Here is a 24,626-nt window from a genome sequence, read left to right on the forward strand (position 1 = left end):
CGAAACCTCGCCGTCAGAAGTGATATGCGGCCCTTGCACTGGCGGACTGGCTGAGGAACGCGCCGCCGACATCGGCCGTATATTCGCCCTTCAGCTCCAGGCCGCCGGCCCGGAACAGCTGCAGCCCGACATCGATCCGGCCCAGCACATCCGGCGAGTCGATCTGGTCGCTGAAGGTGCCGTTGGCCGAGGACGCCCCGGCGAAGCTGGAACGGATCGTCCGGCTGTTGTCCGGCAGGTAGCTCATGCCGAAGGCGACATAGGCCCGCAGCGCGGTCTCCGGGTCGAGGTCGAGCCGGCCGCCGAACTCCACCATCGGCGACAGCGCCACGCTGGTCTTGCTGCTGCCGCGGACGTCCAGCGCGTAGAGGTCGTCGCCCTTCTCCTCGAAGCCGGGCAGGTCGGTGTAGATCACGTCGAGGTCGCCATAGGGCCGGATGTACCAGTCGGCGAAGGCGAACTCATAGGCGGCGCGCAGCCGGCCGCCGGCCAGGAAGATGCTGGGGTCGCTCTTCAGCGTCTCGCTGGCGATGCCGGGGATGTCGACCCGCCGATTGGCCTCGAACGAGCCGCTGGCGAAGGCGACGGAGCCGGCGAACTGCCACGGCCCCATGACCCGCTTCACCGTCACCGAGCCGTCATAGGTGTCGCCGTCGCCGGAGGAGCCGCCATCCATCGTCGCCCAGCTCTGGCCGAAGCCGAAGGAGGCGCCGAGATACCAGTCCGGGGCGATCTCGTGCTGGGCGCCGATCCGGTAGGTGGTGCCCGAGACGTAGTAGCCCTGGGTGTCGCTGGTGGAGGACTGGTCGGTCCAGCGCCCGGTGACCTTGGCCCAGGCACAGTTGTCCTCGCCCAGCAGCACGCTGTCGTCGATGAAGACCGGGCAGCTCATCGCCGCGCCGAGGATGGTGCCGGCCGAATTGGCCAGGGCGATCGACTGGGCGTGCGCCGCCTTGCTGGACCAGGCGTCGAGCGCCGCCTTGTAGTCGCTGCGGTCGTTGATCGTCGACAGCTCGGCGAAGCGGGTGGCGAAGGCCTTGTCCGAGTTCTCCCAGGCCCGGCCGTAATAGCCGGCCAGCGAGGACTGGCTGTCGTTCAGGGCCACATCCCCGGGCTTGAAGTCGGAGCGCGGCGCCAGGGTCAGGGTGTTGCCGGACTGCGCCGTGTCCCAGTGGAACAGCATCGAATCCAGCCCGTCGGCGGTGGAGGTGAGATGCCCCGCGGTCACCACCGGCAGCGCGCCCGGCAGCAGCGTCAGCACCGTCGGCACGATCTTGCCGTCGAGGGTGGCCGTGCCATCGACCTGCAGATGGCCGACCGCCTTGTTCAGAGAGTCGACGGTCACGCCCAGCCGGCCCTCACCGGTCTGGACGAAATTCCCCGTCACCCTGGTGGCCCGCAGCTCGCCCGGCAGGCCCAGATTGAAGGTGCCGCTGGTGACGACGTCCGCGGCCTCCATCATCGGGCCGGCATTGAAGATGCCGTTGCCGTCGATCTGGCCGCCATTGGTGTAGATCGACCCGTTGATGGTGCCGTTGATGGTGGTGCCGTCGACGTTGCCGGAATTGTTGGCGACGGCGACCTGTCCGTCGCCGGTGACCTTGATCGCCGTGCCGTTGGTTCCGTCGGCCGTGGTGATGGTGCCCCAGTCGTTCGTGACAAAGGCCACCGGGCCATTCGCCGGCGTGTCGATCCAGACACCCGCGCTGCCTGATCCCGTACCGCCGGAGACGGTGGTGCCCACGTTGTCGTAGTTGTTGATCACCACATCCGCTTGTTGGGTCGAGGTTCCGTAGCCCGCGACCTGGGCAAAGATACCGATCCCGTTCTGACCCGTGGCCGAGACCGAGCCGTTCACCGTCACCGTGACGGGGCCGCCGATAGCGCTGCCGCTGGCACTACCGGTTAGGGGTGCGCCGGCATAGATAGTGCCGCCGCTGGCAACCAATCCGCCGCCGCCACCGATGCTCTGTGCGAAAATCCCGATCGCGCCCGGGCCAGTGGCGTTGACGGACCCGCCTTGATTGACAGTGACGTTCACGGCGCCCCCATCGCCCTGACCCGGCTTCCACTGCGTGACCTGACCCAGCGAGGACGGGTCCGTGGTCAGCGAAGGGACATCGCTTTGGTCGCCATCCACTCGGATGATGCCTCCTCCGCCGCCGATCGACTGCGCGACAACGCCGAACGCGCCAGCTCCCGAGGTGTTGATCGAGGTTTGGCTGCCGATGGTCACATTGACGTCGTTGCCATCGCCCTGGCTCTGCGACACGTAGCCGACACTGGTCGTCATCGTCGGCGCACTCTGTGTGGCGGTGATGACGCCGCCGCCGTTGCCGATGCTTTGCGCCAGAATGCCGAAGGAATCATCACCCGAGGTCGAGATGGCGACGGGTGCGCCGGTTGAACCGCTCTGGTTGTAGTTGACGGTGCCGCCACTGCCGTCGGCGTCCGGACCGCCCCCAACCATCAGGTCCAAACGTCCGGTGCCGTATGCAGTCCAGTTCGAGGAGCCCGCTCCGCCGATACCGCCGCTGCCGCCGATCGATTGCAGTAGGACGCCGTCGGCTCCGAAGCCGGAGGTCGCGATATTGATCTGGCCGGTGTTGTTCATCTGGAAATTCACCGTGCCGCCGTCGCCGTTGCCGCCCCCGTTGACGATCCAAGGGCCGCTGCCATTGGATTCATATCCGGTGGCGCTGCCCACTGAGATGAGACCCGTCGCGGCGTCGGAGCCGTCGATGCCGATGCCGCCGCCGCCGCCGATGCTTTGGAGGACTACGGCGGCCGCGCCGAACCCGCCGATGACGGTGCCCTGGACGTTGGGTGCGCCTGTCACGATGGAGGCGCCGTCATCCAGATTGAGTGTCACGGTGCCGCCGTCATTGCCGCTGCCGCCGCTGCCGCCGATGGCGTGAGTGAGATCGATGGTGATTTGATCAGATGTGCCGGTTGCGGCGGCAGTGCCGCCCTTGCCGCCGCCGCCTCCGATCGACTGCGCGACAATGCCGTTCGCCCAATCGCCCGCTGTGGCGACCGGCGCGGAGATATCCACCGAAACCGTACCGCCGGTCCCGGCGGTCCCGGTGGTCCCACCGATCGAGAGATTGAAGGCGGCGCTGATCGGCGGAGGTTGCCCGTTGAAAAAGTTGGCGACCTTGCTGACGGCTTGGCGCACCTTCAAGTCAGGAAGGATCGGATTGTCCGCCGAGGCGTCGGCCCCGGCCGATCCGCCGAGCCCACCGCCGCCGCCGATCGATTGAACCAGAACGCCGGTTGCATCGCCACCATAAGTGGTGATCGGAGCCTGCACAGTGGCCGTCACGTCGCCACCGGTTCCGCCGCTGCCCCCAGTGGTGCCGAGGTTGACTGTCCCGCTGGGCTTGAGGGTCGGGGCCTTCGGTTTGCCGTCACCTGTACTTGGCGTGTAGGTCTGGGCGAGGCTGTAGGAGCCGCCCTGGGACGTGCCGCCGCCGCCGCCGATCGACTGCGCCAGCATGCCGACCGCCCCCGAACCATAGGTCGTGATGCCGTTGCCGGCGAAGAGGCTGGCTTGCACATCTCCGCCGTTGCCCCCGGACCCGCCCGTCGAGCCCAAGGTGACGTTAATCGACCCGCTGGCTCCGGTGCCGAACTCCTGCGTGTTGCCGCTGCCGAAACCGGCATCGCCGCCGCCGCCGCCGATCGATTGCGCCTTCAGCCCGTCCGCGAAGTCGCCATAGGTGACGATCGAGGTCGGGGCGAGGCCCTGGTCCGGGTTAAGGTCGAAACCTCCCTGACTCTGGTCCCATGTGGCCGTGCCGCCCAGTGCGACTCCCACCGAACTGCCCGCACCGCCGCTGCCCGCGCTGCCGCCTATGTTGACCGTGATCCCCAAGCCTTCCGCGTTCGCGCCCGTGGGCACCGTCAGCTGACTATATCCCAGCACTGCGGCGCTCGCGGAGGAGTCGCCGCCGGCGCCGCCGCCGCCGCCGATGCTTTGGACCAGCACGGCCGTGGATCCCTGGCCGTTGGTGGTGATCGTACCGCCGTTCGACAGCGAGAATTGCGCGGTTCCTCCGCCGCCGCCGCTGCCGCCTTTCCCGCCCACGGAAGCTGAACCGGCCACCCCGAACTGGGTGCCGGCGCCTGTCACCGGGATCGAGATGGCCACGGCTTTCGCCAGCGCCGACCCGCCGAGTCCGCCCCCGCCGCCGATGCTCTGGACCACGACGCCGTAACTGTCGACCGGAAGCAGGTTGCAGGGCAGCGAGGGGCAGGCGCCCGGTGTGGCTCCCCCGCTGACGATCAGGGGATCCTGGCCCGTCGCGATCGAGCCGCCTGCCATCATGACGGCAGCCGTATTGCCGGCCCCGCCATTGCCGGCCGTGCCACCGACCGCCACGGCTGCCGAAAAGCCGGGGCCGATGGAGCCGGCGAAGGCCTGGCCGCCGGTCCCGCCGCCGCCGCCGATCGACTGCGCCACAAGGCCGGGCGACTTCGAACCGGAGGTCGTGATCGTCGTCCCGGTTGACGTGATCTGAGCCAATTCACCAGCGCCCCCGTCGCCGGCCGCGCCGCCGATTGTGACCGACGCGAACAGCCCCCCGCTTGCGGCATTGCCGGCGTTGCCGCCGCCGCCGCCGATCGACTGCATCACGACGCCGATGGCGCCGTCGCCCGACGTGCTGATCTGGGAGCCAGGGTCAAGCGCGGCAGTGACCTGTCCGCCATTTCCGCCGCCGCTGCCGGTGCCGCCGACGGTCACGACAACGCCAAACGAGCCGCCGCCATCACCACCGCCACCGCCGATCGACTGGCCGAGCACGCCGATGGCGGAGACGCCGCTGGTCGTGATGCTGTCGCTGCTCGTGGTCGAGCTGTCTCCGTTCCCTGCCGTGAAGCTCACGGCGCCGCCATCGGCCGCGAAGCCGCCGCTGCCGCCGACATTCGAGATTACACCGCTGGCGCCGCCGCCGGCGCCGCCGCCGCCGCCGATGGACTGGAGCAGGACGCCATGCGCGTTCGACCCGTTGGTGGCGATCGATCCGGTGTTCTCGACGCCAACCCCCAGAGAGGTGCCGCCTGTGGCCCCCGAGCCGCCGTTGGAGTGAAAGAGACCCCAGGAGGCGCCTCCGGATCCGCCGCCTCCAGCCACGGACTGTGCCAGGATGCCATGGGCTGTCTGGCCGGCGGTGCTGATTGAACCGCCGTTCGTCACGGACACGTTGCCGGAGTTACCGCCCGCGCCGCCCGTGCCGCCGCCATCGCCGTTTCCTGCTCCACCCAAACCGGCTGCCCCGCCGAGAGACTGCGCCAGGATGCCGACGGAACTATCCCCCGTCGTCGTGATGACGGAGCCATTGCCGACGGTGACCGTCACCGCGCCCGCAGCGCCACCGTTCCCGCCGTTCCCACCGCTGAAGTGGCCATTTCCGCCGCCGCCGCCGTTGCCGCCACCGCCCTCGGACTGGGCGACGATGCCGGGAGAGGACGTGCCGCCCGTGGTGATGATGGCGGTCAGGCCGACAGAGGGGTCGCCGATATCGCCGCCGACAACGACGTCACCGGCCTCGCCGCCCGCGCCGCCCGCGCCGCTGGTGCTGTCTCCACCTATCCCGGTGTCTACATAGCCGCCGAGACCGCCTTGGCCGCCGAGACTGATGGCATAGGCGCCGGGCGAGCTGTCACCCGCCGTGGTCGCGGTGACGGCATTCGCAGTCGCGCCAGCCAGGATGATGCCGACCGTGTCGGTGACCGCACCGCCGCCACCGCCGGGGCCGCCCGTAACGCCTCCAGCGCCGTCGCTGTTCCCTCCGCCGGTCCCGCCGACGCCCCCTTGGCCCAAGGCCAGGAAGCCGGGCAGGTTGTCGCCGGACGGAGCGACAATCGCGCCCGTGACCGACATCGTCGGCGCGTTGACCGCTCCTCCCGCGCCGCCCGGGGCGCCGAAGTCCGTCCCGCCCCCCTGTCCCGCGGTCCCGAAGATGCAGTCGTAGTAGATCCCCTGCGGGCAGCTTTGGGCCGCGGCCGGGTTCGGCATGGCGAGCCAGGCCGTGGTGCCGAGCAGCACGGCGATCAGGCCGGCCCGGGTGACCTCGACATTCCAACCGACCGCAATTCCGAGACCGGACGTGGCCCTTGTTCTGGAAACTAGATCTGGCGTCACCGCTGCCCCCCAAATTGCTCGCTCAAATAACCGGCCTCTCACTAGGTACGGCTACGCCACCGCCCCCGTCACAACGCCTGCCACCCTTGCGGACGAGGGAGGGAGCCTACGCACATAACTCGCCATGCCATAGGTCCAGATGGGACCTATCGATGGGTCCAGATGCGATCTGGCAGGTCCGTATGGCGAACATCTGTGAACCCCGATGTCGCCGTGACAGAGACGGTCTCGCCCGTGAGCCGACAGTTGGCTGCGCAGCCGCGGCTGGTCCGTGAGCCTCCGGTTGGAGGTGGTGATGTCCTTCAGGGAGGGGGCCGTCGAGTTCGACCGACCCGACGCCATTCCAGCGGCCGTCGTGCGTGGCAACCAGTCGCCCGCTGCACGAGGCGAAGGTCAGCGCTCCAATTTTAAAGACACGCGGACCGGTTCGGCCGTTTACGACACCGCGAGATCATCTCGGGCCGAAAGGCCAGCGATTGATTCCTGAGCACTCCGAATGCTGCGCCGTCGTCGCGCTTCGATGCCGTTCACTCACTTCATCGTGAGGTTGTCCTGCGGTCGCGTCTCTCGACCATGTCAGAAAGGTCCGCTATCCCTGGGTTTAGCGGACGCTCGCCCGCACAGCCGGAGTGTCCGTAGAGGGTCGGATCCGGTCCCTCGCCGCTCAGGTGATCAAGCCGCCCTCAGCGTCCTGTCGTCAGATTAGAGAGCCGGCCAATGCCAGGGAAGCAGTTCGTCGATCCGGTTGATCGGATGGCCGTCGGCGATGCGCGCCAGCACATCGCGCAGCCAGGCTTCCGGATTGAGGCCGTTGAGCTTGGCGGTGCCGATCAGTGTGTACATCGCCGCAGCCCGATCGCCGCCGGCATCGGAGCCGGCAAAGGTCCAATTCCGGCGGCCCAGGGCGATGCCGCGCAGCGCGTTCTCGGCGATGTTGTTGTCCGCCTCCAGCCGGGCATCGTCGAGGAAGCGCGATAGGGCGGCGCGGCGCTTAAGGATATAGCGGAGGGCCTCGGCAAGCGCCGACTTCGCCGACAGCCTGACGATCGTGGCGCCCATCCAGTCGAACAGGTCGACGAGCAGCGGCTTCGCCGCGGCGCGGATCCTCAGCCGCTCGGCGGCGGCCTGGCCACGGGCATCAGCCTCGACGGCGTAGATCGCGGCGATGCGGTCGAGCGCCTCCTTGGCCACGGGCGACCTGGTAGCCTCCCAGACATCGAAGATCTTGCGCCGGCAGTGCGCCCAGCACGCCACCTCGATGATCGGCCCGGGCTCCGGGCGCGCCGGATCATACAGCCCTTCGAAGCCGGCATAGGCGTCGGCCTGGAGGAACCCGGTGAAGGTCTTCAGGTGATGGCGCGGCCGCTCCGCCTTGCGGTCGGGACTATAGAAGAAGGCCGCCGCCGGCGGCGCCGTGCCCTGGAACGGACGATCGTCGCGGACATAGACCCAGGCCCGGCCGGTCTTGGTGCGTCCGGTCCCCGGCGCCAGCACCGGCACCGGCGTGTCGTCGCCATGGATCTTGTCGCCGGCGAAGACGTGGCGCCGGATCACGTCCACCAGCGGCTCCAGCAGCCATGCCGACTGGCCCACCCAATCGGCCAGGGTGGAGCGGTCTAGATCCAGCCCCTCACGGGCATAGATCACGCTCTGCCGATAGAGCGGGAGGTGATCGGCGTACTTGGCGACCAGCACATGGGCCAGCAGGCCTGGAGCCGCCCTGCCGCGCGGCGTCGGCAAAGCGGGCGCCGCAGCTTGGGTGATCGCATCGCAGGCCACGCAGGCATACTTCGGCCGGACATGCCGCAGCACCCTGAAGTGCCCGGGAACGTAGTCCAGCACCTCGGTGACGTCCTCGCCTAGCCGGGCCATGCCCGCGCCGCAGGCGGAGCAGCGGCAGGCGCCATCGCCGTCCGGCTGGTGGACGATCTCCTCGCGCGGCAGGTGATCCGGTAAGGGACGGCGCTTCGGCTGCATCCGGTCCGGCCGGGTCCTGGCGGCGCCGGACGCCTCGGCGGCGGCCTCCTGCCGGGCTTCGCCGGCCTCCAGCTCCTCGAGCTTCAGCTCGAGTTGCTCCATCTCCCGATTGAGCCGTTCGGAGGAGCACCCGAACTGCATGCGGCGCAGCCGGGCGAGCTGCACCTTCAGCTTCTCGATCTCCAGCCGGCTCCACTGCACCGCTGCCATGGCGGTCGCGAGCTCGGTTCTGGCAGCTGCCAGCTCGGCGCATCGCGCCAGTGCGAAGGCGCGTAGGGCATCCGGATCGGAGGGGAGATCCACCGTATCGGGCGACATGGTCCAGAGTAGCCGATGTGGCCGCTTCTATCCAGAATCAATCAGCGGAATCAGCGCTTTACTAGACCAGTTCCGGCAGCCGTGGCGGCTCCGGCACGACCGTCCGACGCCAGTCGATTCCTTCGATCAGGATCGCCAGCTGGGCGGGGCTGAGAATCAGGGTCGTGTCGCCGATCGGCGGCCAGACGAACCGTCCACGCTCCAGCCGCTTGATGAACAGGCACAGGCCCGAGCCGTCCCAGTAGAGGGCCTTCAGATAGTCGCCACGCCGGCCCCGGAACAGGAACAGATGGCCGGAGAAGGGGTCGGCGCCGGCGATCTCCCGGACCTTCGCCGCGAGCCCGTCGAGACCGTTCCGCATGTCGACCGGGCGGCAGGCCAAGTAGACCCGCGTGCCGGGCGCAATGTTGAGCATCACGACAGGTTCCTGAGCACTGACAGCACCCGACGCAGCGCCCGCTCGTTGACGAAGGCGTCGACCCGGATGCGTGTCCCGCCCGGCAGATCGATCTCGATCACCCCGGCCCGCTCCTCCAGCTTCGGTGTCGGCGGCAGCCCACGCCGCATCTCTCCGCCCGACCGACCTGGCGTCTCCGGCAGCGGAAGGCGCAACGTTGTTCCGCTCAACTCGTCAGCCTCGCCGCATGTGCCGAGCCGAATGAAATCGATGGTCGGCGGCTTCCCTTCGCGCTCAGGCGGCGGGAGCAACCCGTCCCGTGCCAGGCGGCGCCAGTTGAACAGCATGTTGGTGTTCATGTTGAACCGGCGAGCCACCTGGGACACCGAGGCACCGGGCTTCAGTGACTCCGCCACGATCCTGTGCTTCTCCGCCGCGCTCCAGGTCCGCCGAATCCCGGCCGACGACAGCGCTGCCTCCACATCTGTCGACATCAGCAAGTGTCCACTATGCCCTTGATGGACACTATGATCGTGAGATAGCCCCCTCGCCGATAGACGGGTCAGACCGGACGCTTACGATCAAGAAGGGCCGGCTCACGATCAGGCTGCAGGTCCGCAGAAAACTTGGCGGCTGTCACTCGGCCGGTGCGCGAATCATGCCCCGCCTGGGCAGCACGGTCGACGGCAGCGCAGCTTGCATCGGACAAACGCAGAAAATACCATGCGAGCGTCGCCTTCGGGCGTGGATCAAAACCGAAACCCGGCTGCAACCATTGTGATCGGCCCCAGCCGATCATATGCGGGAGCTTTGATCCATTGCGATGCGCAATTTACACCCGAAAATCGGCAGATGAAGCCACGGAGGTGCAGTTCAGCACCCTGGAAGCGCAGCGTGAGCTGTGCGAAAGCTACATTGCGAGCCAAGCTGGAGAAGGGTGGCTCGCGCTAACCGCGCGGTACGACGATGGCGGATATTCGGGCGGGAACCTGAATCGGCCGGCGTTGCAGCAACTCCTCGCCGATGTCGCTGCACATCGGATCGATGTTGTCGTCGTCTACAAGATCGACCGCCTGTCCCGGTCGCTGCGCGACTTTGTCAACCTCGTCGCCCTCTTTGAAAGCCATGGCGTCACCTTCGTTGCCGTGACGCAGTCCTTCAACACCACGACCAGCATGGGCCGCCTGACGCTCAATGTGCTCTTGTCCTTCGCCCAGTTCGAGCGCGAGATCACCGGCGAGCGGTTGAGAGACTGGTTTGCCGGCGCCAGGGCCCGTGGGATGTGGCTCAGCGGCCCCGCGCCCTACGGATACCACGTCGAGCAACGACGCCTCGTCGTCAACGAAGCGCAAGCCAAGGTCGTCCGCTATATCTTCGGGGCCTATCCGGACATCGGATCCGCCAGATTGCTGGCAAACGAGGTGAATGCACGCGGGCATCTCAACAAGTTCGGACGGCCATTCACCAAGCGCGTGATCGTGACCATCCTGCAAAATCGGCTGTATCGAGGCGATCTCGTTCACAGGGGACAGGTCCTCCCTGGCCAGCACCAAGCGGTCGTTTCAGACGCCGCGTGGCGCCGAGCCCAGATGGCGATTGCCGAAAGCGCTCGACGCAAGGCCGCCCTACGGCGGCCCCCAGTCAACGGAATGCTGAAAGGCCTCTTGTTCGATGCGACAGGACGGCGGCTGATCCACGCTTTCGTGCATCGCAAGGGCCGCGCCTATCGGTACTACGTGCCCCGGATCACGCGGTATGGTCCGGCAACGACGCCAAGCGACCGGTTCAGAGCCGTCGACGTGGAGGCCGCGGTCGTTGAGCTCTTGAACAGAATCACGGGCGTGCAACATGAGCGTCATGACGAGTTTGCCGCCACCGGCCAAGTACGCCGGATGGTGTCCAGAATCGACATGTCAGCTGATTCCATGCGTATCACTCTGTCCACCGGAGCCGTGCTCGAAACGGCGCATTCCGGAAAGCTGGACAGCCAGCCAAAGTCGCGAGGAGTGCCTCCCTGGCTGGACGAAGCGCGAGCGCTGCTCAAGGGCGGGCACTCGAAGATTTCGGCGGCGCGGCAACTGGGCGTGATTCCGTCCCGTTTTTATCGGGCCATGGAGAAATACATGCGAACCCCGACATGATCGAGGATGCCAGCACTACCCTAAGGCTCGGCTTACAACGACACTTCCGGCTACTTTGGACGCATCATGACTGTGGCCCAAAGAGGTCCGGCTCGAGATCCGGCTGCTGCTCTTCAGCAACCGCCGGTGGCCGCGGTGATTTGGCCGGCCAGCGAATCATCACCTGAGGAGGGAAGGGCCGGAGCATCGCCTGCACCTGCTCGATCGGCATGTCGACATCGCCGAACCAGAACGGCAGTTGGTCCCGGGTGAGGATCGCCGGCATGCGGTCGTGGATCTCGCCGACAACATCATTCGCCGCCACCGTGATCGTGGCGAAGGTGCGGATCCAGGTGTCGGTCCCCTTCACATTCCAGCCATCCCAGATGCCTGCGACGAACATGCTGGACCCGTCCGCCATGCCGATGGCGAAGAGCCGCCCCTTAGGCTCGCCGATCGTCCGGCGCTGGGTAAAAAAATCGGTCGAGATGATGCAGCGGCGCTTCCGGAAGGACTGGGCGAACGGCTGGAGCTCGGCGACCGTCTCGGCCCGGGCGTGCAGGTGCGGCCGGGACATGTCGGGGGCCCAGTGGAGCACTAGGCCCCATTTGAGAAGGCCGAACTCCTTCCGGCCGGTCTCGGGATTCCGTCGGATGACGATAACCTCGGCGCCCTCGACCATCTGTCCCGGCTTGTGGCCGTTGGCGCGGGCCCGCTCTGCCTGCAGGCGGATGAGCTCAGCAAGGTGCTCCGACGTCGTGTTCTCCGATGAAGCCATGGCGATTCATATGGGCGCGAAGGCCAGATTGTCACCGGTGCTCGGACCTTCCGAGGCCGCAGGCGCCGGAGGATTGGAATTTCTTCCAGCCCAGAGCTCATCAAGGTTCGGCCGCCTGGCTGGATATGGAGGATCCATGAAAGGCTGCGAGGCAAAGAACAAAGCTGTTGCAAGGGCGAATGCTTGATTATAGTTGGTCGGCGCTAACCTGCGGATTTGTGATGATGCATTTTCGCGAACCTACCGGAGTAATTTGATGAGCGAAGTTAGCTCGATATCTGCTCAGTCCACGGCGGACGATACGCGCCGCCTCACCGTTCAGATCGTTTCAGCCCACATCGGCCACAACAAAGTGGCCCAAGGAGACCTTCCGGCGCTGATCGAGCAGGTCTACGGCGCTCTCAGCGGCTTGGGGAAGGCAGCGGAGGCAACCGCGCCGGCTCGCCCGGAGCCGGCGGTGTCCATCCGCAAGTCTGTCACGCCCGATTACCTGGTCTGCCTCGAGGACGGTAAGAAGCTGAAGATGCTGAAGCGGCACTTGTCCTCGGCCTACAACATGACGCCGGACCAGTATCGCGAGCGATGGGGTCTGCCGGCGGATTATCCGATGGTCTCTCCCAACTATGCCCAGCAGCGTAGCACGATGGCGAAGAAGATCGGTCTTGGCACCCGTCGTGTCGAGCCTGTCCCGGCTCCCGCACCGGCGGCGCCGGCCAAGGTTCCCCGCACCCGCAAACCTGCGGCAGCAAAGGCAGCGACCGCCTGAGGGTTGCGAGGTCATACGAACCGAGAAGGGCGGCCTCGATCGGCGAGGCCGCCAGCATTATCGAGTCAGGACGATATTCGTTCGCGGTCGACCGACCGATCCGCCACGGGCGAAACCGCTCCATCTTTACGGCCATATCGAGAACCGCAACGGCAGGTTGCCGGACTGCAAGAGGCGCAGAGCCTCTGCGACGGTGCTGCTGGTCCGATGATGACCCGCCCATGCCGACTCAGGATCTGATCGAGATTCATAGCGATGAGTACTCGTCCTCCACGATGAGAACCGCTCGCGCCACAGTCATACTCGCACCTGGATCTCAGATCACGGCATTGGCACCACGATCTCCACGCTTAAACCGGAAGGCAGGTATTCGAGTTCTACTCGACCGCCGAGCTCGCGCGTAGCGACGAAGTCGATGAGACGGCTGCCGAAGCCGGCGGTGGCGGGCAGCGTCACCAGGGGGCCGCCGCATTCTTGCCATCGAAGCGCGAGCTTTGGAGCGCTATCGTTGGACACATCCCAGAGGATCCGGACTTGGCCTTCGGGTACCGAAAGAGCGCCGTGCTTCACGGCATTGGTCGCGAGCTCGTGCAAGATCAGGCTGAGAGGCACAATCTGAACCTGCGCGAGCGTAATGGCCGGGCCGGGTTCAACGATGAGTCTCTCCTTGCCGGCAGCATAGGGCTCGACCGTCTGCTCGATCAGGGTGCGCAGCCCGATCTGACCTGGCTCGCCAAATGCCAGATCATGCGCAGTGACGAGCGCCTTGAACCTGCCAAGAAAGTCGTCCCGATACTCCACTCCGGAACGGTCCTCAGCCACGGTCTGCCGCGCCATCGCCTGGACAATGGCGAGCAGGTTCTTGACCCGATGCCGCAGCTCGCCGACAAGCATATCGGCTTCGGCTTCGCGCTGCCGGCTCGGCGTGGCATCGACGATCGACAGCAGCATTCTCTGGCTGGACCTGTCCGGCTGGTATAGGCGGTGAGCGGATATGAGCATCGTGCGCCAGCCCAAGTTCGCGAACTCGTGCACGACTTCATAATCAACAACCGCTGTGCTCCTGGTAATGACCTGTTCGAGCAGATGGCGTAGATCGGGGATGTTCCACTGGCCATCGCCCAAATCGAAGATCGGCCGCCCGAGGGTGTCGTCCTCACTCACCTGAAACGTGTCATAGAAGCTGCGGCTGACAGATTCGACGCGGAGCTGGTTGTCAAGAACGAGCAGTGGTTCGGGAATTTTATCGACAATACTCTGCGCCTGAGTGTGCGTATTGCGCATCAGACGGTAGATGTCCACGAGATTCATCAGCCTTCCCTGTCCCCTCGATTGGAGCGGTTCGGGCCAATTAAGGCTCAGCCGCTGGTGAGAGAATGCTCTTCCGGCCCTGTAAACTCGATAGCAAGGTGCGTTCCCGCGGGCATTGTCAACGTGCAGTCGACCTGTCCAATTCCGGTCGCGTCAGCCTGAGCCGACGCTAGCGACGAGTGCCGCTGGCTTGATGAGCCGCTAAGCCGCTCCGGATCCCGCTTTCGCCCTTTGGGACACGATGGGTGTGTCTGATATCAAGACGACGCCCTTGGTGCAGCAGAGGGAAGCTTCAGCAGCCGGGCCTATGCCGAGATCGACGATTGGCTGTCGGAATGTCCCGACCAGCGTCAGTCTGAGTGTCGCGATCGGGGCTGTCCCTTGCGATCGCCGGCGGGGTGTTCGTGCCGGCCAGCGCGCTCCTCGGCGCGGGCGGCGCGCGGCGACAGTCTGCACCGGTTGCGGAAAGTGCGTTCGCCTGACGGAGCGGCAGACTGCGGTCACCGAAGCCATCGCCGTCGGTCCGTCCGCCATGCCGATGGCGAACTGGCGCCCCTTGGGCTGACCGATCGTCCGGCGCTGGATGAAGAAGTCCGTCGAGATGACGCAGCGACGTCGGCGAACGCTTGGGCGAACACCTTGAGTTCGGCGACGGTCTCGGCCCGGGCGTGAAGATGCGGCCGGGAGGTATCCGGCGCCCAGGGGGCACAAATCCCCATTTGGGGAGGCCGAACTCCTGCCGGCCGGTCTCGGGATCCCGTCGGATGATGATAACCTCGGCGCCCTCGACCATCTGTCCCGGTTTTGGCCGTTGGCGCGGGCCCGCTCTGCCTACAAGCGGATGAGCTCAGCAAGGTGCTCCGCTGTCGTGTTCTCCGATGAAGCCATGGCGATTCATATGGGCGCAGAGGCCTGATCGTCACCGATGCTGGGACCTTCGTAGGCCGCAAGCCCCGAGGATTGGAATTTCTTCCAGCCCGGAGTGCATCAATGGTTCGGCCGCCTCGCTGGATATGGAGGATCCATGAAAAGGCGGAAAGTGGAAGCTTCGCGCACAATCGCTGCATGACGGCTCCTGAGGGACAGCGGACATATCAGCGGCAGTCGCAGGTGCGCAGCCCGTGCCGGCTCGATGACCGTGACCGCCGAGAGGGGTCGCTCGAGCCCGTCTGGATCTGCCGACAGCACGGCAGCCTGTAAGCGCAATGGCTGCTGCGTGTGCGACCCAGCCGACACGGATCTGGGTTCGCGATTTATTCTCCATGCAATGAATCTGGACCCATCGATCACCCCGATCTGGATCTAAGACATATTCCACTATGGGCATAAGCTGCTTTTGCATCCGCTTTGTTCGCCGGCGCCTCGACGTGGGGGTTTGTCCGCGCCGGACGGACACGCGGCGATTGAATGAGCGATTTTGGGGGGCTGCGATGGCGCACAGGCTGACGTCCGACACCCGCTCCACGACCGGTATTCGGCTCGTGATCACCGCGGCCGGAAACTCCGGCGCTCCGGGCCGCCCGGCTGCGAAACGACTCCCAGGACCGGCGCGGCTCGTTTCCCGCAGGACGCTGCCGGGCCTTTCCCGGGCCGGCCTGATCGCCGGGCTGCTCGGCACCACGGCCGGGCTCGCCATGCCGGCCCCGGCCGCGGCCCAAAGCTGCCCGCAGGGGATCTACTACGACTGCATCTTCGGCGCCGCGGGACAGGGGGGCGGAACGGACTTCGGCGCCCCGGGCGGCGCGGGAGGAACGGTCAACGCGCCAACGGTCTCGGTTACGGGCGCGACTGTCACTCCATCCGGCGACAACCTGCCCGGCTTCCAGGCCTTGGGCCAAGGGGGCGTCGGAGGGACCGGCGGAGGGAACAACGACAGCGGTGGAGGCGTCACGGGCGGCCCCGGCGGTGGCGGCGGTGCGGTCACCGGCACCGCCGGCATCATCCTGGCTGGCGCGACTGCGAATGCCATTACCGCGGCCACGGCGGGTGACAACTCGCCCGGCGCCTATGCCATCAGTCTCGCCGGGCAGGGCGGTGTCGGCGGCTATGTAAATACCGGTTTAGGTGGTGACAGCTCCGGCGGCGCGGGCGGCGCGGGCGGAGCGGCCGGTGACGTCGTTGTCGGCGGCGATATCGGCGACCCCTCTGTCGGCCTGACCGCCATCATCTCCACCAGCGGCACCTCCTCTCCCGGCATTGTCGCCCAGTCCGAGGGCGGTGGCGGCGGCGCCGGCGGCACCGGAAGTGGTGAGAAATACAAGGGCGGGAACGGCGCGAACGGTGGCGCTGCGGGCTCGGTGACGGTGACCGTCGGAACCGGCTCCGTCATCACGACGACGGAGGATACTTCCGTCGGCATCCTGGCGCAGTCTCTCGGCGGGGCAGCCGGTTTGGGTGGAGCGGGAAACAACGACAGCGGCGGCACGGGCGGCGCTGGCGGCGATTCGGGCATCGTGACGGTGAACAACAACGGCTCGATCAGCACCCAGGGCCAGACGGCCCATGGCATCGTCGCACAGTCGCTGGCCGGGGGCGGTGGATCCGGCGGTGCCTCCTGGGGTCTCTTCCACTCCAACGGCGGCACAGGGGCCACAGGCGGCACCACCAGCCAGACCAGCGTGGAGAACAACGGGACGATCACAACGATCGGGGCGAATGCGTTCGGCGTCCTGCTCCAATCCATCGGCGGCGGCGGCGGTGCCGGCGGCGGCGCCAGCGGTGTCATCGCGAATGTCGGCGGCAGCGGCGGCTTCGCGGCCGATGGCGGGACCGTGAGTTTCACGGCAGGCAACGGCGACCCCTCAATCACAAGCAACGACAGCATCACGACCAGCGGCGCCTCCGCCATCGGCGTGCTGGGCCAGTCGATCGGCGGCGGCGGCGGCGATGGCGGCGGTGCAGCCGGCGTTGCCGTGACCATCGGCGGCACCGGCAGCGGCGGCGGCAACGGCGGATGGGTCATTGCCACACTCGACTCGGGCTCCGAGATCACCACGTCGGGCGACGGCGCCGCCGCCGCCGTGATGCAGTCGATCGGCGGCGGCGGCGGCAACGGCGGGAATGCCGCGACCGGGGGGCTGTTCGCCGGGGTTGGCATTGGCGGCACGGCCGCCACGGGGGGCACCGGAGGACCGGTCGAGATCATGTCACTCTACACGGCGATCACGACCTCCGGCTCGAAGTCGCCCGGCCTTGTGGCGCAGTCGATCGGCGGTGGCGGCGGAACCGGCGGCCAGGCCTTCGCCGCCACGGTAAGTCCCGGCTTTGCGGCAGACGTGGCGGTCGGCGGCACGGGCGGCGGTGGCGGAGCCGCCGGTTCGGCTGCCGTCACGGTGGCAGGCGGCTCGATCGCGACCGGCCAAGATCAAGGGCTCACGGGCGACAGCAGCGATCAGGCCAGTTGCCCATCGTTGCCCTGCAACACGCTCCCGGTCGACAGCTACGGGGTCGTGGTCCAGAGCATCGGCGGCGGGGGCGGGCACGGCGGGTCGGCGATGTCGAAGGCCGTGGCCATCGCGATCCCGGTGACAAGCTCCGGCGACCAGGGCGCGATCTCCGCCTCAGTGGCCCTGGGCGGGACAGGCGGCAGCGGCGGCGCCGGAGGACTTGCGCAATTCTCCCTGTCGAACGGCGGCACAATCACCACCAGCGGCCAGGGATCCACGGCCGTGCTGGTCCAGAGCATCGGCGGCGGCGGCGGCGCCGGCGGCGACTCTTCCGCCAGCGCCACGGTGCTGGGATATGGATCGAAGTCGGTGCCAAAAGCGGCCTACTCTGAAGGCATCACCATCACGGTCTCGATGGGTGGCACCGGTGGCAGCGGCGGTGCGGGCAGTTCGGTGGGAGCCGCGCTGGGCGGCACGGCCACATGGGACCAGAGCCAGAATCAGGGCCAGGGCGGTTTCGACCTCACCCCGGACCAGGGCCTCCCTCCGACCTCCATCGTCACCTATGGCGACTTCGCCGCCGGGCTGAAGGCGCAGTCGATCGGCGGCGGCGGCGGCGATGCCGGGTTCGGCAGCGGCAACACGCAGTCATTCGGCACCGGGGCCAGCGGGTCGGTCAACGTCACCTTGGGCTCGACAGGCGGGTCCGGAGGCAACGGCGGCGACGTGCAGGCCGCTCTCTTCGCCGGAAACGGCATCACGACCTACGGTTCTGGGGCGGTCGGCATGCTGGCGCAGTCGGTCGGCGGCGGCGGCGGCACGTCCCAGGGCGGCTCCGTCAGCGTCGCCCAGAGCTACACTCCAACGACAGGAGACGATGAACCGAAGGCCCCGAAGATCGCCCCGAGCGCGACGTTCACCTTCGGCAGCACCGGAAAGTCCGGCGGAACCGGTGGCGACGTGGCGGTCAGTGTGCAGGCCCCGATCACCACTTACGGTGGCGATGCAACCGGCGTGCTGGCGCAATCGATCGGCGGCGGCGGTGGGCTCGGCGGATCCGCCGGAGCCGACGCTTCGGCGGACAATCCGGTGCTTTCTGCCTTCAAGGCGCGCCAATACGCCAGCCAGATCGCAGAATTCTTCGGCGGGAAACCTCCGACGATCAGCCCCACCTTCAATTTCGCGTTGGGTGGGGGCGGCAACGGGACTGGCGGGACCGGCGGTGCGGTTTCGGTCGATATCTCCGCACCAATCACCACAGGGGGGATTCCAGTCACCACAGGGGGAGTTCCAGTCACCACGGTGGGGGATTGGGCGCACGGCGTCGTCGCGCAGTCGATCGGAGGCGGCGGCGGCAAGGGTGGCACTGCCGCCGCGAGCGGCACGGGTGCGTCTGATCAAGTCACGATCAATCTCTCACAGTTTATCGGCGGAAACGGCGAGAACAATGACGGCGGCGACGGCGGCGCCGTGAACATCACTGTCGACGACGGCATGTCCGTGGTCACAGGTCCGTCCAGCGCCCAAAGCGAGGTCGTCGGCGGCTTCGCCGCGGCCGCCGTGGTCGCCCAGAGCATCGGTGGCGGCGGCGGCATCGGTGCCGACGGCTCCGACAGCGCGACAGGCCTCATCTCAGTGGGCGCCATCTCCACCCCCAACTGGAATCATAGCAACCAGTGGATCGTCAACGGCGGTGGCATCGGCGATGGCGGTGAGGTGGATTTCCTGACGTACAACACGAGCACGGCCAACATCGTCACCTCCGGCTTCGGAGCCGACGGTGTCCTTCTGCAATCCATCGGCGGGGGGGGCGGTATCGGCGGGGCCGGCTCCTCGTCCTGGACTGCGTCTCAGAATGGAACCCTGAACCTGATGGCAGGAGGCGGTCCGACCGCGTCCGGCGATGGCGGCACCGTGAACTACAATACCTCGAGCGACCCCAACTACTCGCCCAATGCTCCGGTCTCGATCTCGACGTCGGGTGCCAACGCCTTCGGTATCCTGGCGCAAAGCATCGGCAACGGCGGTGGCATTGTCACTGCCACGCAGAGTGCGCCTACCCTGTACACCCATATCGGCAGCCAATCGGTTAATCCGGGCGATGGCGGCACGGTCAATGTAACCGTGGGCAATCAAAGCTCGATCAACACCACGGGAGCCGGGGCGTTCGGCATCGTCGCGCAGTCAATCGGCGGGGGCGGAGGCATCATCCGCGTCGATGACGGCCAGAACGGCGTCCCCGTCCTCGCCACGTCTGTGGATCCGAGCGTGTCGTCGATATCGACAGGCGCGCTGACAACGCAGTGGAGGCCGGCTCAGGGCAACGGCGGCGCAGTGAACGTCACTGTGAAGCAGGGCGGTTCCGTCAATGCCGCCGGCCCCGGCTCGATCGGGATCTTCGCGCAGAGCGTCGGTGGCGGCGGCGGCCTGATCGCCAACGGGAATTCGACGTTGTATGCCGGCGCACCCCTCTTCTCCAAAACGTCCAGCGGCGGAGGTGTTGGCGGCCCCGTCGCGGTGACCGTGAACGACTCGGTTTTGGCGACCGGTCAGAACGGGATCGGGATCTTCGCCCAGGTCGCGGGCTACGGCACTCCGACCGGGCAGGCGAATGTGCAGATCAACAACTACGACAACCAGGGCACCACCGTCTCCGGCGGCAGCGGCTCGGGCAGCGCGGGTGTCTGGATCGACACTCCCGCCAAGGGTCCGGTGGCCTATGTCACGAACGACTGGGCCACGATCACGACGGCCGATGGAACCAACGGCACCGCGATCAAGGTCACCGGGGGCGGACAGGTTGCGGTTGCCAACAATACTGGCACCATCGACGGCACTACCATGGTCGGCACCATCATCGGCTCCATCTACACCAATGGCGGCCAGATCGACGGCGATGGCACCTTCAATGCCGGTCCGATGATGGAGGCTGCGGACGTCGTCACCAGCGGCACTTTCAATCTGGGCCTGCCGGGCGAGCTGCGGGCCACCAGGGTGACGGGGAATTTCATCCAGACCGGCGAGGGCCGGCTGGGCGTGACCGTCGATTCTCTGAACAAGACGGCCGGCCACCTGCAGGTCGACGGCACGGCGACGCTGGACGGCACCATCGTGCCGACGGTGCTGACGCTGCTGCCGGGCGCGGTGCCGGTGGTGACCGCGGGGCACCTCACCTCCACCGCCGACGGGCTGGACGCGCTGCTGTTCCATTGGGACACGGCGCAGTCCGGCAACACCCTGACCCTGGCGCCGCGCTCGGACTTCAAACCCGGCGACGTGGCCCTGAACGGCAGCCAGTCCTCGCTGGCCGGCTATTACGGCCGGGCCTGGGACAACGGCGACAAGGCCTTCGCCACCCGCTTCGCCGAGCTGTCGACGATCAACGACCGCAGCGACTACAAGGCGGCGCTGGACGCCTGGTCCAGCAAGGCGGCGCATGCCCAGTCGATCGCCCTGGCCAATTCGGCCGGCACCATCCTCGGCGCGGCGATGAGCTGCCCGGTCTTCATCGACGACAGCGTGCTGCTGGGCGAGGACAACTGCGCCTGGGCCAAGGTCACCGGGCGCTGGACCGACCAGTCCTCCACCAGCGACAACCAGGGCTATTACGTCTCGGGCACCACCTACCGGATCGGCGCCCAGCACGAGATCGCCCCCGACTGGTATCTCGGCGCCTCCTTCGGCTTCGGCCAGAGCTGGGCGAGGATGGATGGCGGCTCCTCCGGCAACGGCGACACCTATGACGGCTCGGTCACGGTGAAGCGGGTCATGGGGCCGTGGCAGTTCGCCGGTTCCGTCGCCTTCGCCGGCGGCTCGTTCGAGGCCGACCGCCGGGTCGACATCCCCGGCATCGCCAGCGAGACGCTGAAGAGCGATCCGAGCATCTTCCTGGCCGGCGGCCGGCTGCGCGCGGCTTATGAGTTCGCCTTCCAGGACTGGTACATCCGGCCCTATGGCGACCTCGACGTGGTCTACACCGACCTGCCCGGCTTCGAGGAGAAGGGCGACGACCTCTACGCGCTGGACGTCCGCGGCAGCAGCAAGACCAGCGTGGCGCTGTCGCCGATGGTGGAGTTCGGCGGCCGGCTGGACCTGGACCCGGAGACCGCGCTGCGGGCCTATGTCGCCTTCGGCATGAGCTACCAGCCGGACAACAGCCGGACGATCCATTCCAGCTTCGCCGGCGCGTCCTCGGCCAACGGCACCTTCAGCGACCAGATCGACTCGCCGGATGTGCTGGGCCGGATCGATGTCGGGCTGCAGCTGTTCCGGGCCGGCGGCTTCGAGCTGAAGGGCGAGTACTCGGCCGATATCGGCGGCTCGTTCCTCAGCCAGTCCGCCAGCGCCCGCGCCGCCTATCACTTCTGACAGCGAGGGCATCCTTACTGGCCGGGCCGCGGGGTAGCACCCAACGGCCCGGTTGTTGCGCCAACGCGGCCTAAATCACCATTTCGGCTGCACGAGAGAATGCCAGTCGCGCGCTTGGAATCCGGCACGTCTGGACCGACAATCTCCGGTCGCCGATAGCGACGCCCGCGCCTGATGGCCACGCGCTTCATGCGGCCGCCTTCATTCTGCCGAGCCTGGTGATGGCATCCGCGATCGAGCGCTCGGCGTCGCAATACCCATCCCAGGCCGTTGTCTTCGAGAGAAGTCCGACCGCGGTTCGGATCGTGAACCGCTTCGGATCCAGATCCGATCTGACCTGAGACCAGGTCAGCGGCATCGACACCGTCGCGCCCGGACGGGCGCGCGGCGACAGCGGGGCGACGGCCGTCGCCATCCTGTCGTTGCGCAGGTAATCGAGAAAGATCCGGCCGGTGCGCCGACTCTTGGCCATATTGATCAGGTACCGATCCGGCTGGTCCGCGGCCATCTCGCGGCAAACGGCCTGGGCAAAACCCTTCGCCTCGGGCCAGGTGACCGCTTTCCCGCGCCGTGGTGCGGCCAGCGGCGTGACGACATGGAGGCCCTTACCGCCGGTTGTCTTGCAGAAGCTGACGAGGCCCAGCGCCTCGAGCCGGTCCCGCATCTCGCGTGCGGCCTCCACCACTGTCGCAAACTCGACATCCGGCCCGGGATCGAGGTCGAAGACGAGGCGGCCCGGCTGATCAGGAACCCCAGGCTGACAGTTCCATGGGTGGAGCTCGAGGCCGGCAACCTGTGCGATCGCGGCGAGCCCTTCGACGCGGTCGATCTGGAGATAGGGCTTCCGGTCGCCGGACACCCTGGCCAACGTCAGCAGGCTCGACGTCCCTGGCATCGCATGCCGTTGGAAGAAGTGTTGCTCCCCATCAATACCGTCGGGGGCGCGAACGATGGAGCAGGGCCGGCCCTTGATGTGGCCGATCATCCACGGGCCGACCGCCGTAAGATATTCCGCTAGGTCGAGCTTGGTGCCCGGCCTTCCGTCGCCGGCCTCGGGCCACATGGCCTTGTCCGGATGGCTGATCGGAACGCCCATCACCTCCGCGCGGCCGCTTCTCCGCGGCCGCGCGGGATTCGCATTGGCGTCGGGTGCCGGCTCCGCCAACTCGGTCTCGGCTGCCGGTGCCGGCTCCTCCGCCTGCACCTCGGCCGCAGGCTTGTCGTCCCGGATCCCTTTGAACGAGGCTTGGCGCACCAGGCCGGATCCGGTCCAGCCGGCGAACTCGACTTCGGCAACCAGCTCGGGGCGAATCCAATGGGTCGAAGCATCCTTGCGTGGCGCGCCGATCCCGCTGAACGGCGAAGCGTCGGACGCGACCTTCTTCAGCCGAGGCAGCAGTTTGGAGACGACAGTCTCGCCGAAGCCCGTGCCCACCCGCCCGGCATAGACGAGATGGTTCCCCCGCCTGACACCGACCAGCAACGATCGGAACCGCTTGCCCGTCGTCGTCCAACCGCCGATCACGACCTCCTGACCGCCGCGGCATTTCGCCTTGGTCCAACTGTCCGACCGTCTCGACTGGTAGGGGGAGTCGAGCCTTTTCGAAATGATGCCTTCCAGCGACAGGCGGCATGCCGATTTGAGAACCGCGTCGCCCGCCTCCTCGAAATGCTCACTGTATCGGATGTGAGTCGCGGCTGCCTGGCCCTCCTGTTCCAGCAGGACCTTCAAGGCTTGCTTCCGCTCCGAGAGGGGGCGAAGGCGGAGATCCTCGCTCCCCTGGAACAGCAGGTCGAAGGCGAAGAACACGAGATCCTCGGACTTGCCGTCGGACAGGGCAGCCTGCAGTGCGGAGAAGTCCGGTGCGCCGTTCTCGTCCAGGGCCACAGCCTCGCCGTCGATGATGCAGTCCGGGAACTGCTCGGCCACATCGGCGATCGTCTGGAATTTGCGCGTCCAGTCCAGCCCTTTCCGGGTGCGCAGGGCAGCCTTTGCAGCCTGCACGCGCAGCTGGAGGCGATAGCCGTCGAACTTGATCTCGTGCGCCCACCCGTCGCCGGTCGGCGGGCGGCTGACCGACGCACAGAGCTGCGGGGCAACGAAGTCGGGCATTTCCGATGCCGCGGCGCGGCGGCGCCTTGCCCGCGGCGACGGCGCGGTGGCCGTCGCCCGGCCCGCCTTCCTGGCCTTCGAAGCCCAGACAGCGTCAGCAGGCGCCGCGGCGTCGGTCACCATCATGAAAGGCCGCGGACCTCGACCCCGGCCGGCGGCGATCGCCGCCATCGAGCGACCCGAAGCAACCGACTTGTCCGGCCGCTGGGATGCGTCATCCCCTTCAATCGCGTATTCGTCGCGATGCTTGATCAGCAGCCAGTTCGTCTTCTTGCCGCCGTAGCGATCACCCTTCAACCGGACCAGGATCCATCCGCCCTTCAAGTGCTGGCCTTCGAGCGCGAACCTGAGCTCGCCCTTGGCGAGCGCCTGGCGCGCCGACGCCCTGCCGGTCGGGTGCCAGTAGCCGCGGTCCCAGAGCTGCACCGTGCCGCCGCCATACTGGCCCTTCGGTATGGTACCTTCGAAGTCGCCATAGTCGAGCGGGTGGTCTTCGACCTCGACCGCCAGATGCTTCTGATCGGGATCCCGCGACGGCCCCTTGGTCACCGCCCAGGACTTGAACACTCCGTCGAGCTCGAGGCGGAGATCGTAATGCAGCCGGGTCGCGGCATGCTTCTGGACGACGAAGCGCAGCTGGTCCGAGGGCGCGATCGAGACGTCGCCGCTCGGCTCCGCCGTCTTACTGAAATCGCGCTTGGCCCGGTAGGGTGCGAGCTTCGCCGTCGCCATCGGGGGCTATTTCGAAGGTCGACGATCGCCACGGTCGCCCTGGCCGGGTTTTGCAGGGGTCTTCGCCTTCTTCCGAACGTCCTGTGACAAGGATCGCCCGACGTCGTCGGACTCCTTGAACCGCCCCTTGTCGTCGCGGCGGACGTAGCGCTTGTCGGTGCCGGTATCGATCAGTTCTCGCTTGCTCATGGCTGTTACCTCCTCGCCATAAA

Annotated in this window: 11 protein-coding genes; 3 read left to right on the forward strand and 8 right to left on the reverse strand. The window is 67.1% G+C overall.

Annotation, left to right across the window (positions count from 1 at the left end; genetic code table 11):
* Positions 1–13: 13 nt before the first annotated feature.
* The 4 genes from QFZ27_RS08795 to tnpA form a co-directional block, all read right to left on the reverse strand.
* Positions 14–6,148, reverse strand: a complete 6,135-nt coding sequence (locus QFZ27_RS08795; protein WP_429225799.1) for a hypothetical protein — start codon at positions 6,146–6,148, stop codon at positions 14–16.
* 702 nt (positions 6,149–6,850) lie between these two features.
* Positions 6,851–8,443 carry an IS66 family transposase gene (tnpC, locus tag QFZ27_RS08800; protein WP_429225800.1) on the reverse strand — a complete coding sequence of 531 codons (1,593 nt, stop codon included), beginning with the start codon at positions 8,441–8,443 and terminating at the stop codon, positions 6,851–6,853.
* Positions 8,444–8,504: 61 nt separating this feature from the next.
* On the reverse strand, positions 8,505–8,858 hold the full coding sequence (tnpB, locus tag QFZ27_RS08805; RefSeq protein ID WP_429232432.1) for an IS66 family insertion sequence element accessory protein TnpB: 354 nt from the start codon (positions 8,856–8,858) through the stop codon (positions 8,505–8,507).
* Positions 8,858–9,322, reverse strand: coding sequence for an IS66-like element accessory protein TnpA (gene tnpA, locus QFZ27_RS08810; RefSeq protein WP_429225802.1), 465 nt, complete (start codon positions 9,320–9,322; stop codon positions 8,858–8,860). The genes tnpB and tnpA overlap by 1 nt, the downstream gene beginning before the upstream one ends.
* A 336-nt stretch (positions 9,323–9,658) precedes the next feature.
* Between tnpA and QFZ27_RS08815 the strand changes: the two genes are divergently transcribed.
* Positions 9,659–10,981, forward strand: a complete 1,323-nt coding sequence (locus QFZ27_RS08815) for a recombinase family protein (RefSeq protein WP_429225803.1) — start codon at positions 9,659–9,661, stop codon at positions 10,979–10,981.
* Positions 10,982–11,045: 64 nt separating this feature from the next.
* Here QFZ27_RS08815 and QFZ27_RS08820 read toward each other — a convergent pair whose 3' ends face one another.
* The gene (locus tag QFZ27_RS08820) at positions 11,046–11,738 is read right to left on the reverse strand and encodes an SOS response-associated peptidase (protein ID WP_429225805.1); all 693 of its coding nucleotides are present in this window, start codon (positions 11,736–11,738) and stop codon (positions 11,046–11,048) included.
* A 274-nt stretch (positions 11,739–12,012) separates the two neighbouring features.
* Between QFZ27_RS08820 and QFZ27_RS08825 the strand changes: the two genes are divergently transcribed.
* Positions 12,013–12,504 (forward strand): Ros/MucR family transcriptional regulator, encoded by a 492-nt coding sequence (locus QFZ27_RS08825; protein WP_429232433.1) that lies wholly within the window; start codon positions 12,013–12,015, stop codon positions 12,502–12,504.
* Between the two features lie 321 nt (positions 12,505–12,825).
* Here QFZ27_RS08825 and QFZ27_RS08830 read toward each other — a convergent pair whose 3' ends face one another.
* Entirely contained in the window at positions 12,826–13,815 is a 990-nt protein-coding gene (locus QFZ27_RS08830; protein WP_429225807.1) for an HWE histidine kinase domain-containing protein, read from the reverse strand.
* 1,430 nt (positions 13,816–15,245) lie between these two features.
* On the opposite strand from QFZ27_RS08830, the gene QFZ27_RS08835 reads away from it, so the two are divergent.
* Positions 15,246–21,569 (forward strand): autotransporter outer membrane beta-barrel domain-containing protein, encoded by a 6,324-nt coding sequence (locus QFZ27_RS08835; protein WP_429225809.1) that lies wholly within the window; start codon positions 15,246–15,248, stop codon positions 21,567–21,569.
* Positions 21,570–21,756: 187 nt separating this feature from the next.
* On the opposite strand, the gene ligD is transcribed toward QFZ27_RS08835, so the two are convergent.
* A complete protein-coding gene (gene ligD, locus QFZ27_RS08840; protein WP_429225811.1) occupies positions 21,757–24,414 on the reverse strand; it encodes a DNA ligase D in 2,658 nt (885 codons plus the stop codon).
* Positions 24,415–24,420: 6 nt separating this feature from the next.
* Positions 24,421–24,603: a hypothetical protein gene (locus QFZ27_RS08845; RefSeq protein ID WP_429225813.1), complete on the reverse strand. Its 183-nt coding sequence runs from the start codon at positions 24,601–24,603 to the stop codon at positions 24,421–24,423.
* Positions 24,604–24,626: the final 23 nt, after the last annotated feature.

This window comes from Inquilinus ginsengisoli (assembly GCF_050434925.1).
GTDB classification, from domain to species: Bacteria; Pseudomonadota; Alphaproteobacteria; order DSM-16000; family Inquilinaceae; genus Inquilinus; species Inquilinus ginsengisoli_B.

Bases quoted from the DNA above. Each gene is read 5' to 3' on its own strand.
- tnpC (WP_429225800.1), bottom strand. From the start codon at position 8,443: ATGTCGCCCGATACGGTGGATCTCCCCTCCGATCCGGATGCCCTACGC.
- tnpB (WP_429232432.1), bottom strand. From the start codon at position 8,858: ATGCTCAACATTGCGCCCGGCACGCGGGTCTACTTGGCCTGCCGCCCG.
- QFZ27_RS08820 (WP_429225805.1), bottom strand. From the start codon at position 11,738: ATGGCTTCATCGGAGAACACGACGTCGGAGCACCTTGCTGAGCTCATC.
- QFZ27_RS08830 (WP_429225807.1), bottom strand. From the start codon at position 13,815: ATGAATCTCGTGGACATCTACCGTCTGATGCGCAATACGCACACTCAG.
- QFZ27_RS08835 (WP_429225809.1), top strand. From the start codon at position 15,246: ATGGCGCACAGGCTGACGTCCGACACCCGCTCCACGACCGGTATTCGG.
- ligD (WP_429225811.1), bottom strand. From the start codon at position 24,414: ATGGCGACGGCGAAGCTCGCACCCTACCGGGCCAAGCGCGATTTCAGT.
- QFZ27_RS08845 (WP_429225813.1), bottom strand. From the start codon at position 24,603: ATGAGCAAGCGAGAACTGATCGATACCGGCACCGACAAGCGCTACGTC.